Origin of the sequence: Jeotgalibacillus marinus (assembly GCF_040801915.1) — a bacterium.
Taxonomy (GTDB): Bacteria; Bacillota; Bacilli; order Bacillales; family Jeotgalibacillaceae; genus Jeotgalibacillus; species Jeotgalibacillus marinus.
Genome location: NZ_JBFMIA010000024.1, coordinates 1 through 14,056, shown reverse-complemented (window position 1 = coordinate 14,056; position 14,056 = coordinate 1). Strand labels below are relative to the sequence as shown.

Genomic DNA, 14,056 nt, shown 5'->3' with positions numbered 1-14,056 from the left:
ATTTCATTCGTTATACCATTTGTAACAACTATTTGAAAGTGAAAGGGTAGGTGACAGGATGAAAAAGTTTCAAAAATCAGATCGTTTGAATGATTTACCTGACCAATTTTTTGCTTCATTAGCTAAAAAAGTGACTGAAAGGGTTAATGCAGGGCATGACGTCATCAACCTTGGGCAAGGAAATCCAGATTTACCAACCCCACAGCATATTGTGGAAAGATTGAAGCAAGCAGCAGAAAATCCAGTGAACCATAAATATTCTCCATTTAGAGGAATGGACTATTTAAAAAAAGCAGTGGCTACTTTTTATAAGCGTGAATACGATGTTGAAATAGATCCAGTAACGGAAGTTGCTGTCCTGTTTGGAGGGAAGGCTGGCCTTGTGGAAATTCCTCAGTGCTTAGCGAATCCGGGTGATACCGTTTTAGTGCCTGATCCAGGCTATCCTGATTATTGGTCGGGTGTTTCACTCGCCGAAGCAAAGATGCACATGATGCCTTTGCTTGAAGAAAACGGATTTTTACCTGATTATTCTCTGATTCCACAAGAAGTCGCTGATCTATCAAAACTGATGTTTATTAACTACCCAAACAATCCAACAGGGGGAGTAGCGGATCAAACATTTTTTGATCAAACGGTTGAATTTGCTACTACTAACGACATTTGTGTTGTTCATGACTTTGCCTATGGGTCTATCGGGTTTGATGGCAAAAAACCGATTAGTTTTTTACAAACGAAAGGCGCAAAAGAAGTGGGTCTAGAAATTTACACGCTATCAAAAACCTTTAATATGGCTGGATGGAGAATTGGATTTGCAATAGGGAATGCATCTGTAATAGAAAGTGTGAATCTCCTTCAAGATCATTTACACGTAAGCATTTTTGGAGGTATCCAAGAAGCAGCTGAGGAGGCACTGACCACATCCTATGAAGCTGCAACCGAGTTAAAAGATACATATGAACGCAGAAGAAATGTCCTTGTTAAAGAGCTCCAAGCAATCGGGTGGGATGTAACAGCACCAAAAGGGTCTTTTTTCGCTTGGTTCAAGGTTCCTGAAGGTTTTACATCAACCTCATTCTCAGATTACCTAGTTGAGCATGCAAATGTGGTTATGGCACCAGGTATTGGATTTGGTAAACATGGTGAAGGTTACGTACGTGTGGGAATGTTAACGTCAGAAGATCGAATTAGAGAAGCTGTGCAACGCATTAAAAAGTTAAATATATTTAAAATTAAGATGAAAAACAGCATTTCCAATTAGCGGGATTGCTGTTTAAAATAAGTTTGTAACGCAACCATAAATAGACAGACTTATGAAAGTTTGAAATGTGTAATGGAATATGCTCATCGTATGATTGGGATGAGAGCAGGCGAAGGTGATACCTACTTAGTACGTATCAAAACAAACTTGACACCAGAAGAGCTCGGAAAGGGCCTCTAGCTTATTTACGCTACTAGCGAAATCTTTCCTGTCTAATTTAGGCTGACTCTCTGCAACATCATAAAGAAGTAAAGATGACTGTGAACCAGGAATTTAAGGTCATCAACTTAAACGCTTGATAGGATTGACTTTGTTTAGAAATTTTCGTTATACTAATATATAAAATGAAATTGACAAGGACTGATGAGGATGACAGAATCAACAGACTATCAGCAATCATTAAAATTATTTATTGTTTTATCGCGAGCCTATAAATCAATAATAGAAGTGAATAATCGCTTTTTTCAAGAACAAGGGCTAAATCCAACTGAATTTGGTGTTTTAGAATTGTTGTATCATAAAGGAAAGCAGCCGCTCCAAAAAATAGGTGATAAAATCCTTCTTGCAAGCGGAAGCATTACGTATGTTGTCGATAAACTTGAGAAAAAAGGTTACATACGCAGAATAGAATCACCAGATGATCGCCGCGTGACATATGCTGAAACGACTGAAGCAGGGAATGTATTTATGGCGAGTATTTTTCCGATGCATGAGCAGAGCCTTCATGAGACGATGGCCGTTTTATCTTCAGAAGAGCAACAACAGGCAATCGGACTCCTCAAAAAATTAGGCCTATCCATTAAAGACTTATCCTACTGAACGTAAGACTGCTACTACTTGAAGTAAAAGTAGTAGTTTTTTTTTGAAAGAAAGCAGGAATTGTACGATAAAAATCGAATGTTTGGGTTGAGGGGGAATGGAAGATGAAAACATTTGATCAATATATATACAAACGACCAGTATTTGAAGAAGAAAAAAAACGTTTTGAAAAATTAATCGTACAATTTAATAACGCATCTTCTGTAGAAGAACAAACCGATACGATCACAGCCATTAACGAATTTAGAAATAAGGTATATACACAATTTAACCTTGCGTACATTCGTGCGAGCATTGATACGAATAATGAATTTTATCAAAAAGAAAGAGATTACTTTGACGAGGTACAACCGCAGTTAACAGAACTTGTTACGAATTATCACAAAGCATTAATTAATTCAAAGTGGAGAGTTGAACTGGAAGAAAAGTGGGGTCACCAACTTTTTGATTTAGCTGATTGTTCCATTAAAGGATTTTCACCACAAGTAATTTCTCTTTTGCAGAAGGAGAACAAACTAACATCAGAGTATTCTAAGCTTGTGGCATCTGCTGAAGTTGATTTTAATGGTGAAAAATTAACACTTGCGCAACTTGCCCCTTTTACAGAATCGATCGATCGTGATGTGCGTAAAAATGCGATTACTGCTAATTTTGATTTCTATAAACAACATGAAGAAAAGTTTGATGAATTGTATGATCAGCTTGTAAAACTACGACATGAGATTTCGACGAAGCTTGGATACAATAACTTTGTGGAACTTGGCTATATTCGTATGAATCGCATTGATTATAATGCTGAGATGGTTAAAAACTTTAGAGACCAAGTCCGTGACTACATTGTTCCACTCGCTACCAAGCTATGGCAAAGACAAGCGACAAGAATTGGCGTTGATAAGCTAATGTTTTGGGATGAGCCGTTAGTGTTTTTAACAGGAAATGCAACGCCGAAAGGATCTTCAGAATGGATCATTGAAAATGGTCAAAAAATGTATGCAGAATTATCACCCGAAACACATGAATTTTTCAAATATATGACCGATCGTAAATTGATGGACTTAGAATCTAAGAAGGGGAAGGAAGCAGGTGGGTATTGTTCATTTATCGAGGATTATCAAGCCCCATTTATCTTTTCTAATTTCAATGGAACTTCAGGAGATATCGATGTGCTAACCCATGAAGCAGGTCATGCATTCCAGGTATATTCAAGTCGTCATATTGATATTCCTGAGTACTTATGGCCGACATATGAATCTGCTGAAATTCATTCGATGAGTATGGAGTTTTTTACATGGCCGTGGATGGAACTGTTTTTTGGCGAACAAACCGAAAAATACAAGTTTTCACATCTAAGCAGTGCGATACAATTCCTTCCTTATGGAGTAGCAGTGGATGAGTTCCAACATGTCATATATGAAAATCCAGAAATGACACCGACTGAACGTAAAGCAGCATGGAAGAAACTAGAGCAAACGTATCTACCTCATCGTGATTATGGTGATCATGCTTACCTTGAAGCAGGTGGGGTATGGCAACGTCAAGGTCATATTTATGAAGTGCCATTCTATTATATTGACTACACGCTGGCTCAGATTTGTGCGTTTCAATTTTGGAAACGTTCAAGAGAAGATCATAAAGAAGCATGGAACGATTACTTGCATTTGTGCACACTCGGTGGTTCAAAATCATTCACTGAGTTGCTAACTGAATCAAAACTTTTATCTCCATTTGAAGATGGATGTGTAAAATCGGTGGTTGATTCAATTGAGCAGTGGCTTAATTCGGTCGATGATCAACAGTTATAAAAAATAGTAAAAGGTGTTCGCGAATTCGCGAACACCTTTTACTTTTAGGATGGTTGAATGTTAATTTCATCTCCTTCTAGCACGGCTTGCACAGATTTTTTATGTGGATGATCGAACATGAAATCTGTTATGCCATCCTCAACATATTCTACAATTGCGCGTCTTAATGGACGAGCTCCAAATGAGGGGTGGTAGCCCAATTCTGCAAGTTTTTCTTTTACTTGGTTTGTCACATAAAGTGTCATATCTTGTTCAGCGATTACTTTCTGTAGATCAATGATCATGATATCAATAATTTGAAGCAGATGCTCTTTTTCAAGAGAAGAAAATTCGATGATACTATCGAAACGATTTAAAAACTCTGGCTTGAAAAAATCACTTAATGAATCGAGCAGACTGGCCTCATTGAGTGATTCACTAGAACCAAATCCTACAGCTTGTTTTTTGACACCGACACCAGCATTACTTGTCATAATAATGACTGTATCTTTAAAGTTAACAGTTCGTCCTTGGCTATCTGTTAAACGTCCATCCTCCATTATTTGTAGGAAGATATGCAATACATCTGGATGAGCTTTTTCAATCTCATCTAGTAAAATAATGCTATATGGAGAGCGACGTACCTTCTCTGTTAGTTGGCCTGCTTCATCATGACCAACATAACCCGGAGGAGAACCAATAAGTTTGGAGACGCTGTGTTTCTCCATGTATTCACTCATATCTAAACGAATCATTTGGTCTTTTGATCCAAATAGTTCATCTGCTAAAGTTTTTGATAGTTCAGTTTTCCCAACGCCTGTGGGACCAATAAATAAGAATGAACCTGTAGGACGATTTTGTGATTTAAGGCCTGCACGGCTTCTACGCACAGCTTTTGCCACTTTCTTAACGGCTTGCTGTTGACCGATTACTTTGTCATTTAAACGGCTTTCTAATCGTTGCATTTTCACTTGTTCATCCACTTCGAGCCTGCCAATAGGTATCCCTGTTTTTTGCTCAATTAATTGTTGAATTACTTGTTTAGTAACGACTGGACGGACAGTTTCATGATCACGTTGAAGTTTTCCTTCAAGTTGTTCTTCTTCATCACGTAATACAGCCGCTTGTTCATAATTTTCTTCTTCTAGCACTTGTTGCTTTTCTTGGTGAATCGCTGTTAATCGTTGATTGATTGATTCTTGATCATCAATGTCAGCGGTTAAGTTTAACTTTGATCCAGCTTCATCAAGAAGATCGATTGCTTTGTCTGGTAAAAATCGATCTTGAATGTATCGATGTGATAGGTTAACGGCTGCTTGTAACGCATCATCTTCATACTGAACTTCATGAAAATCTTCATATCGCGATGAGAGTCCTATTAAGATTGAGTAGGTTTCTTCAACCGAAGGTTCATTTACTTGAATCGCTTGAAAACGACGTTCAAGTCCAGCATCTTTTTCAATTTGACGGAACTCTTTTAACGTTGTAGCTCCAATTAACTGAAGCTCGCCTCTAGCTAGTGCAGGTTTCAAGATATTCCCTGCATCCATTGACCCTTCAGCTGATCCCGCACCGACAATTTGATGAATTTCATCAATAAATAGGATGATATTTTTTCTAGATTGTAATTCTGTGATTAAGGTTTTCATACGCTCTTCGAATTGTCCACGTATTCCTGTATTAGAAACGAGAGAAGCGACATCTAGTAAAATGACCTCTTTTGATTTGAGCTTGGTTGGAACAGTACCAGCAACAATACGTGAAGCGAGACCTTCTGCTACAGCTGTTTTACCTACACCTGGTTCACCAATCAAAACAGGATTGTTTTTATTTCGACGGTTTAAAACCTCAATCATGCGATCAATTTCTTTGTCTCGTCCGATGACAGGGTCGATCAGATTGGCTTTCGCTAAATGAGAAATGTTTCTTCCGTATTGTTCAAGTAAACCGTCCTTCTTTTCTGATTTCGACGTTTTCGTATTTGCTTGCGGTTGTCCTTGATTAAAAGATGATAAAAAATCATCAATTGGTGATTCATTTGATGGTTTTTGTTGTTCATTTAATGCAAAGTGCAATTTTTCTTTTTCTTCTTTATAACAACCGGAGCACAAATTAAAATCTTGCTGTTGGCTATTTACTTGAAGACGTAGCTGAACATTTGCTTGATTTGATTCACATTTTTCACAAATCATTGTGACTCCTCCTTAAATGGTTATATTTTAATGTTTTGTCAACGAATCGATAGTTCAGTGTTATTAACATTTTTTTGACCATATCTGACTTTCGTAACTCTAGTATAATTTGACCTTATTTGACTTTCAAGTATTTTGCTTAGACACCTTAAAGCACACGTTGAAGAAGTAGGCGCCCTGTGCCGGTTTTATTTAAATTAATATTTCCTGGAAAATAAAAAAAGCTTCGCGACTAAACGCGAAGCTTGCGTGATCTTCATTAGTACTTGATCTTTATTACGTTTTTCTATTTCATCTTCAACCATTTCTTCTTCGGTGGTACCATTCTTTCATTTTTTGTCGTTTCGCTCGTGTTTCTCTTGCCACTATAGCAAGAGAAATGGGTAGAAATAGTTGTTAACAATGGTAAATTGTTTCATAAATGTTGCTAGTACAGTAGGCATTCAATAAAAAAGTTTCATTATATGAAAATGACATAAAAGAATAATAGACTAAAAGTTAAATGAGAGAGAATAACCATGAGAATATTCTTCTTCCAAGCATATAAGATCCCCCAAAATACGGATCCAACAAATGCGGCTAACATCCAAATCCATTCACCAGAATAATAAAAAACTGAGCCAGCCAACAAAGCTGTTATAGCGACACTGACTGTTGATGAAAAATATTGTTGTAGTCGTTGTTGAACAAACCCTCTCCAGAAAATTTCTTCTGCGGGAATAACAATTATAATTAATACAACTAATTTCCAAAGTTGATCGGGTCTGAGTTGTTCAAAGAGTTTAGCGATTGTACCATCCACGTTTCCTGGTAACCAAGAAAAAAGTAAGTAACCAGCAAAAAATAAAACGTAGAGTACTACGCCGGAAATCAATCCTAAAAAAATAAAAGGTTTTGTTTTCAACCGTTCATCAAACCCTGTCTGGATAATGCTAACTGCAATCATTACTAAAGCAGTACCAGAATATAGGTACCAAAAAATATTATTGTCAAAAAATGTAATATAAATTAAAAGGTGTATGATAAGTAAACTTCCAATCAGCCACCATACTTGTTTATTCACGTTATAGTTACCTCCTTGAATTGCGATCACGACGAAAAAAAGAAAAAGTTCGAACCTTGTTTGAAACATAGAGAGTCTATTGTACCAAAAAATACTGTGAGAATATAGAGTATAAAGTATCGTTCAAGTTCTCTTCACATATGAAAACGGAAAAAAGTATTTCTTGTCCTGTTTAGAGTAAATACCTATAGTATAAATTAAAACAAAATAAACAAAACGATCAGGGGTTGAAAATGTGTTGGAGCGAGAAAAAATCAATCAACTATTAGAAGAGTTAAAGGAAAGAACGGTTATTCAGATAAGCATAACAAAAAGTGATTTTTCATCATTTAGGGAAGTCCTCGTCCAACGGGAAGATTTTAAACATTTTAGGGGAATTGCTCAACGAGACGGGCATGTAATTTATGAATATTTAGACGAAGCGAGAAGTTAAGGAGGGGACAAATGAGTGATAGTCAAGTAGTCATTGTAACTGGAGCTGCAAATGGAATCGGATTAGAAGTTTCGAAAGCGTATTTAATTTGTGGCGACCGAGTAATTATGGTTGATATTAAAAAAGAAAAACTTCTAGAAGAAGTTGGTATTCTGAAAAAAAGTGGTTTTGATGTTTATGCAAAAATATGTGATGTTGGTAGCCTGAGTGATGTTAAAAAGATGATGACAGAAATTATGGACGAAGCAGGGAAAATCGATGTGTTGATCAACAATGCAGGTCAATCCGCGTTTAAATCGATATGGGATGTAACAGAAGATGATTGGTTATCGATCATCAGCAGTAATCTATCAAGCGTCTTTTTCTGCTCAAGAGAAGCTGCTCAATATATGAATGGAGGCTCCATCGTTAATATGTGTTCGACCAGAGCAACGATGTCAGAATCGGACACAGAAGCATACGCGACATCAAAAGGTGGGATTCATGCTTTAACACATTCACTCGCTGTGACGTTGAGTGAACGAAATATTACAGTTAATGCAATTAGTCCCGGATGGATCGCAACTGAAAACTATGACGAACTACGAGAGGTCGATCATCAGCAACATTTATCGAATAGAGTTGGGAAGCCAAGCGATATAGCTAGAGCTTGTTTATTTTTAACGGACCCACTAAACACCTTTATTACAGGTGAGAATCTCGTAGTGGATGGTGGAATGACGAGAAAAATGATTTACGAACCCTAAGGTTTTAAGCTAGCGGGAGCCCTCGAAAGGCTATCACTAAAAGATTTACGATCTGGTTAAGTAATTTGAACGAAGAGCCAAGAATAACGACAAAAGAAATTAAAGGTATTTGTATCGTTGTTTTTGTACACATTGTGACAGAGGATTAATCATAGCAAATTCGTTGTGATTACTGGGGGTACATGCTATTCTTAATGCGTAAGAAACAAAAAAAATGTTTGCCATTTAATGGATGACGATAATCGACTATTGACGTGTCGAAATGTATTGTATATTTTATTATGGGTAACGTTGTTAGAACAAGTAAAAAGGAGACGATTTATTATGGCACAGAAACAATTTACAGTAAAAGCAGAAACAGGAATTCACGCTCGTCCAGCAACACTTCTGGTTCAAACTGCGAGCAAATTTAATTCAGACATTCAACTTGAATTCAAAGGTAAGAAAGTAAACCTTAAATCAATTATGGGTGTTATGTCATTGGGTGTAGGTAAAGATGCAGAAATCGTTATTTATGCTGAAGGTAGTGACGAGCAAGAAGCCTTATCAAGCCTTGCAGAAACGCTTAACAATGAAGGTCTGGCGTAAGTAATGTCTTCTATACTGAAAGGAATAGCGGCATCAAGTGGCATCGCAATAGCGAAGGCTTATCGATTGGTGGAGCCTGATTTGTCATTTAAAGAAACAAAGGTGGACAACCCTGGTCAAGAAGTAGAGCGCTTTAAAGAAGCGATTTCAGTTTCAATGTCAGAGCTAGAGGCGATTCGTGATCGTGCCAAGGTTGAACTTGGCGATGATAAGGCTGCGATTTTCGAAGCACACCTTCTTGTTTTGAATGATCCTGAATTACTTGGTCCAATCGAAGAAAAAATCAAACAAGATTCAGTAAATGCTGAAGCTGCTTTAAAAGAAACAGCTGATATGTTTGTTTCAATGTTTGAACAAATGGACAATGAATACATGAAAGAACGTGCGGCGGATATTCGTGATGTAACAAAGCGAGTTCTTTCACATCTTTTAGATGTAAAGGTATTAAATCCAAGCATGATTTCTGAAGAAGTAATTGTAATATCAGAAGATTTAACACCTTCTGATACTGCTCAACTCAATCGTGAATTTGTTAAAGGGTTTACGACTAATATTGGTGGACGTACATCTCATTCAGCAATCATGGCACGTTCAATGGAGATTCCTGCTGTTGTTGGTACGAAAGAAGCAACACAAGAAATTCAAAATGGCGACCTTGTTATTGTTGATGGGTTAAATGGAGAAGTCCATGTTAACCCTACTGAAGAAGTTGTTGAACAATATAAGGATGAAGCGAGAAGATTTGCCGATCAAAAAGCTGAGTGGGCTAAGCTAGTTGATGAAAAATCGGTTACACGAGATGGACATCACGTGGAACTTGCTGCAAACATTGGTACTCCTGCAGATCTAGAAGGCGTACGTAACAATGGTGGCGAAGGAGTTGGCCTATATCGTACTGAATTTCTTTATATGGGTAGAAACGAATTGCCAACAGAAGAAGAACAGTTTGAATCGTATAAAGCCGTATTAGAAGGTATGGATGGTAAACCTGTTGTGGTACGTACGCTTGATATCGGTGGAGATAAAGAGCTTCCATATCTCGATCTTCCACATGAAATGAATCCGTTTCTAGGTTTTAGAGCGATTCGTTTATGTTTAGAAGAACAAGATTTATTTGAAGTGCAGTTGCGTGCTCTCCTCCGTGCTAGTGTATATGGTAATTTAAAAATTATGTTCCCGATGATCTCCAATCTAGTAGAATTCCGTAAAGCAAAAGGGATTTTATTAGATGTAAAAGAACAGCTTATTCAAGAGGGTGTAAATGTCTCTGATGATATTGAAGTTGGTATCATGGTAGAAATTCCTTCAACAGCCGTTCTTGCAGATCAGTTTGCAAAAGAAGTAGATTTCTTCAGTATTGGAACAAATGATTTAATTCAATACACAATGGCAGCAGACCGCATGAATGAACGTGTTTCTTATCTTTATCAGCCGTATAATCCAGCGATCTTACGCTTAATTAAAATGGTGATTGATGCTTCTCATAAAGAAGGAAAATGGACAGGAATGTGTGGAGAGATGGCGGGCGATGAAATTGCCATTCCGATTTTGCTAGGTTTAGGCTTAGATGAATTCTCTATGAGTGCTACTTCAATTCTTCCTGCTCGAACACAGTTGAAAAACCTTTCGAAAAGTGACATGGAAACATTAGCTCAAGAAGTACTTACTCTTTCAACGAACGAAGAAGTAATCTCTACTGTAGAAAAAGCAATCAAACTGTAACGATCATGTTATATTAATATTAAAAAGGAATAAATCTTTAAAGATTGGGAAAAGATAAGTTGTACAAGCATACTTTTTCATTCTGATTTCCCTTTTTAGAACCAGATAACCCCCATTATCTGGTTCTTTTTTTGTTTTCTTTTATATAAATAGATTATTCTATTACAAAAAACATTACATAGTTCCCAGATTTTCCGCTTTTATTTCGTCCATGTATGTATGGTGCTGAAAGGGTTCAAGGCTCACGAAAGTATTTGCAATTTTCAAGTAGAACGTTCACACTGATAGTACACATTTGACTAGGGGTGATCGCATTGTCTAAAAAGAAAATTGGATTTATTGGAACAGGTGTAATGGGAAAGGGGATTATCTCTCATTTATTAGCAGATGGTCATTTGGTGTATGTGTTTAACCGGACGAAAGAAAAAACTTTACCATTGATCGACAAAGGCGCAGTTTGGGGAGGCTCTCCTTCATCAATGGCTAAAGAGTGTTCGGTTATTTTTACAATGGTTGGTTTTCCAACGGATGTAGAGGAAGTTTACTTAGGGCCAAGAGGTTTACTTGAAAATGGTCAATCAGGGTCTGTATTTGTAGATTTAACCACCTCTACCCCTACTCTTGCAAAAGAAATTGCTGAAAAAGCCGCTTTAAAAAATATTACGGTGTTAGATGCACCAGTATCTGGAGGGGATATAGGGGCAAAAAATGGTACGTTGTCAATTATGATTGGAGGTGACGAAAAAGCATTTCAAACTATTCTTCCGATCTTTCAGTTGTTTGGTCAAAATATCGTCTACCATGGTCCAGCAGGATTAGGTCAACATGTAAAAATGAGCAACCAAATTGTTATCGCCTCTACCATGATTGGTGTATGTGAATCTCTCGTGTATGCCAAAGAAGCGGGCCTTGATTTAGATCGTGTACTAAAAAGTATTTCAAATGGAGCTGCTGGTAGTTGGTCGCTATCCAATCTTGCACCAAGAATGATAAAAGAAGACTATGATCCAGGGTTCTATGTTCGTCACTTTATAAAAGATTTAAAGATAGCATTAACAGAAGCGGAACGGATGGATATGACTTTACCAGGATTAGCGCTAGCACATTCGTTGTATGAAGATATAGCGTTGCAAGGTCATGATAAAAATGGTACGCAAGCTCTAATTACACACTGGTAAAAATAAAATGAAGGCTCCAAATGGGAGCCTTCATTTTATTTTTTTAAAAAGGTCTGCATTCGTGAAAAAGCTTCGTGAATGGATTCTTGAGAACAAGCATATGACACACGAATATATCCCTCACCATGTGGATCAAAAGCTGTTCCTGGTATGACTCCGACTTTTGCTCGTTCAGCTAATTGTACAGAAAAATCGAATGAGGAAAGATCTGAAGGAATTCTTGCTAAAAAGTAAAAAGCTCCGTCTGGTTCAATGGTTGTAAAACCTAGAGTACGTAAATAATCCCCTGTGAGTGCCCGTCTTTTTCTATACTCCTCTCGCATAGGGACTGCATCATTCATGCCATCTGAAAAAGCAGCTAATGCAGCTTTTTGAGAGATTGAAGAAGCACAAGATACATTGTATTGGTGCACTTTAATACATTCTTTTGCAAGCCACTCAGGCGCCATAAGGACTCCTATACGCCAGCCGGTCATCGCATGAGATTTTGACAAGCCATTGATAATAATGGTGCGTTCTTTTGCCATTGTTCCAATCGATACGTGAGGTCGATCGTACATAAGTTCACTGTAAATCTCATCGGCTATTACTATTAAATCATGTGTGTTAGCGATATCTGCTATTTCTTGAAGCTCATTTTTATCTAAACTTACTCCAGTAGGGTTTGATGGATAAGGTAAAATGATGGCTTTTGTTTTATCTGTAACAGCTGATTTAACATGAGCAGCGGTTAGTTTAAATTGTGTTGTGGTCGTGTCTATGTAAATAGGTGTTGCTCCACACTGGAGGATGATAGGTGCGTATCCAGGATACACTGGACTTGGAAGTATTACTTCATCACCATCTGTTAGAATGGTTCTGAGTGCTGTGTCAATAGCTTGAGACGCACCGTTAGTAACGATAATCTCACTAGTTGGATCATATGTAAGGTGATATTTTTGGTTCATAAAAGAACTAATAGCCTGACGTAATTCTATAAATCCAGCGTTGTGCGTATAAGATGTGAAATTTTGATTGATCGCTTGAATAGCAGCATCTTTTATATGTTGAGGCGTTTCAAAATCGGGTTGACCGATCGTTAAAGAAATAATGCCTTCTATATGGTTAATTCGATTAAAAAATTTTCTAATACCTGAAATTTCAATTTTTTGAACTTGATGGTTAATAGCGGATGTCATCAATCCTACCTCCATTTCTTCATTCAAAGATAGTTTACCACCTCATCGAATAAAAGAGTATAGATAGACAAACAAATACAATGAAAAGGATTATTTTTAAAGGAAACAAGGTACATCAAGAAAGGAAGAGTATATAAGGGTACTAACTTTATAAACGGATAAACGTTCGACGAATTTTTTAAAAAACAGCGTTCGTTTCGCTTGACTATTAGGATGGTGATTCCTATAATAGAAAATGTATTTTTTAAGAATAATTTTAAAGTAAGAATAACAACCAAATCCTAGTACATAACTTGGATAGAATATGATTACGCTGGAGCTTAGGAGGATATTATACATGAAACTTAGAGCACAAATGCCAGAATTATCGGGTGCTACAAAATGGTTAAACAACGAAGTGAAGAAAGAAGATTTAGTAGGGGACAAGCCAACACTTATTCACTTTTGGTCAGTAAGCTGTCATCTATGTAAAGAAGCGATGCCTGATATTAACGAACTTCGTGATGAATATGAAGATGACTTGAATGTGATCGCAGTTCATATGCCTCGTTCCGAAGATGACCTTGATTTGGGCGTGATTGAGCAAGTGGCAATGGGTCACGATATCACACAACCAATCTTTGTAGATGGTGATCACAAACTAACTGAAGCGTTTGAAAATCAATATGTACCTGCATATTATGTATTTGATAAAGAAGGTCAACTTCGCCATTTTCAAGCGGGTGGAAGCGGAATGAAAATGCTTCGCAAACGTTTGAACCGTGTGCTTGGTGTAGAAAGTAAATAACAATTAAATCAGTTATACAGAATTCAGGTGATTCGGGTTATCAAAATTGCTAAGGTTCGTTCCCCAGAATATGCACCTTAGAAAAATAGGTGTTGCAACACCTATTATCAGTCAATAAACTCTGATATGACAAGCTTTAAGGGAGAAATAACAATGCAACACCTCGCGCGCGTACGCGAGGTGTTGCATTGTGTGGGGTATAAGAGCATAAAAAACACCTTCATTTTAGCAACCGAGTTTCTTGGCTGCATCATCTAGCCCTTGTCTAGCCTGAGCCATTAGCTCATTGACGATTTCAGCTGCAGGCA

Annotated in this window: 12 protein-coding genes; 9 read left to right on the top strand and 3 right to left on the bottom strand. The window is 37.3% G+C overall.

The annotated features are described in order from the left end of the window. The first annotated feature begins 58 nt into the window (after positions 1-58). The 3 genes from AB1471_RS15265 to AB1471_RS15255 all read left to right on the top strand — a co-directional run bounded on the left by AB1471_RS15265 (position 59) and on the right by AB1471_RS15255 (position 3,882). Positions 59-1,261: a pyridoxal phosphate-dependent aminotransferase gene (locus AB1471_RS15265; RefSeq protein WP_367780625.1), complete on the top strand. Its 1,203-nt coding sequence runs from the start codon at positions 59-61 to the stop codon at positions 1,259-1,261. Positions 1,262-1,630: 369 nt separating this feature from the next. Then, entirely contained in the window at positions 1,631-2,080 is a 450-nt protein-coding gene (locus AB1471_RS15260; protein WP_367780624.1) for a MarR family winged helix-turn-helix transcriptional regulator, read from the top strand. Positions 2,081-2,184: 104 nt separating this feature from the next. Beyond that, positions 2,185-3,882, top strand: coding sequence for a M3 family oligoendopeptidase (locus tag AB1471_RS15255; protein ID WP_367780623.1), 1,698 nt, complete (start codon positions 2,185-2,187; stop codon positions 3,880-3,882). A 44-nt stretch (positions 3,883-3,926) separates the two neighbouring features. Here AB1471_RS15255 and AB1471_RS15250 read toward each other — a convergent pair whose 3' ends face one another. Together AB1471_RS15250 and AB1471_RS15245 are read right to left on the bottom strand one after the other, a co-directional pair. Next, complete coding sequence (locus AB1471_RS15250; protein ID WP_367780622.1) at positions 3,927-6,053, bottom strand: ATP-dependent Clp protease ATP-binding subunit; 2,127 nt, start codon at positions 6,051-6,053, stop codon at positions 3,927-3,929. Positions 6,054-6,513: 460 nt separating this feature from the next. Continuing rightward, positions 6,514-7,116 carry a CPBP family intramembrane glutamic endopeptidase gene (locus AB1471_RS15245; protein WP_367780621.1) on the bottom strand — a complete coding sequence of 201 codons (603 nt, stop codon included), beginning with the start codon at positions 7,114-7,116 and terminating at the stop codon, positions 6,514-6,516. 238 nt (positions 7,117-7,354) lie between these two features. On the opposite strand from AB1471_RS15245, the gene ykzS reads away from it, so the two are divergent. From ykzS to AB1471_RS15220, 5 genes are all read left to right on the top strand, one after another. Beyond that, entirely contained in the window at positions 7,355-7,549 is a 195-nt protein-coding gene (gene ykzS, locus AB1471_RS15240; RefSeq protein WP_367780641.1) for a protein YkzS, read from the top strand. A gap of 11 nt (positions 7,550-7,560) precedes the next feature. After that, entirely contained in the window at positions 7,561-8,295 is a 735-nt protein-coding gene (locus AB1471_RS15235) for an SDR family NAD(P)-dependent oxidoreductase (RefSeq protein ID WP_367780620.1), read from the top strand. 324 nt (positions 8,296-8,619) lie between these two features. Then, positions 8,620-8,883, top strand: coding sequence for a phosphocarrier protein HPr (locus tag AB1471_RS15230; RefSeq protein ID WP_367780619.1), 264 nt, complete (start codon positions 8,620-8,622; stop codon positions 8,881-8,883). 3 nt (positions 8,884-8,886) lie between these two features. Beyond that, positions 8,887-10,605: a phosphoenolpyruvate--protein phosphotransferase gene (ptsP, locus tag AB1471_RS15225; RefSeq protein ID WP_367780618.1), complete on the top strand. Its 1,719-nt coding sequence runs from the start codon at positions 8,887-8,889 to the stop codon at positions 10,603-10,605. Positions 10,606-10,919: 314 nt separating this feature from the next. Continuing rightward, a complete protein-coding gene (locus tag AB1471_RS15220) occupies positions 10,920-11,783 on the top strand; it encodes an NAD(P)-dependent oxidoreductase (RefSeq protein ID WP_367780617.1) in 864 nt (287 codons plus the stop codon). A gap of 35 nt (positions 11,784-11,818) precedes the next feature. Here AB1471_RS15220 and AB1471_RS15215 read toward each other — a convergent pair whose 3' ends face one another. Further along, on the bottom strand, positions 11,819-12,961 hold the full coding sequence (locus AB1471_RS15215) for an aminotransferase class I/II-fold pyridoxal phosphate-dependent enzyme (RefSeq protein WP_367780640.1): 1,143 nt from the start codon (positions 12,959-12,961) through the stop codon (positions 11,819-11,821). Between the two features lie 337 nt (positions 12,962-13,298). Between AB1471_RS15215 and AB1471_RS15210 the strand changes: the two genes are divergently transcribed. Continuing rightward, complete coding sequence (locus AB1471_RS15210; protein WP_367780616.1) at positions 13,299-13,748, top strand: TlpA family protein disulfide reductase; 450 nt, start codon at positions 13,299-13,301, stop codon at positions 13,746-13,748. The last annotated feature ends 308 nt before the right edge of the window (positions 13,749-14,056 follow it).

Bases quoted from the DNA above. Each gene is read 5' to 3' on its own strand.
- AB1471_RS15265 (WP_367780625.1), top strand. From the start codon at position 59: ATGAAAAAGTTTCAAAAATCAGATCGTTTGAATGATTTACCTGACCAA.
- AB1471_RS15260 (WP_367780624.1), top strand. From the start codon at position 1,631: ATGACAGAATCAACAGACTATCAGCAATCATTAAAATTATTTATTGTT.
- AB1471_RS15255 (WP_367780623.1), top strand. From the start codon at position 2,185: ATGAAAACATTTGATCAATATATATACAAACGACCAGTATTTGAAGAA.
- AB1471_RS15250 (WP_367780622.1), bottom strand. From the start codon at position 6,053: ATGATTTGTGAAAAATGTGAATCAAATCAAGCAAATGTTCAGCTACGT.
- AB1471_RS15235 (WP_367780620.1), top strand. From the start codon at position 7,561: ATGAGTGATAGTCAAGTAGTCATTGTAACTGGAGCTGCAAATGGAATC.
- AB1471_RS15230 (WP_367780619.1), top strand. From the start codon at position 8,620: ATGGCACAGAAACAATTTACAGTAAAAGCAGAAACAGGAATTCACGCT.
- ptsP (WP_367780618.1), top strand. From the start codon at position 8,887: ATGTCTTCTATACTGAAAGGAATAGCGGCATCAAGTGGCATCGCAATA.
- AB1471_RS15215 (WP_367780640.1), bottom strand. From the start codon at position 12,961: ATGACATCCGCTATTAACCATCAAGTTCAAAAAATTGAAATTTCAGGT.
- AB1471_RS15210 (WP_367780616.1), top strand. From the start codon at position 13,299: ATGAAACTTAGAGCACAAATGCCAGAATTATCGGGTGCTACAAAATGG.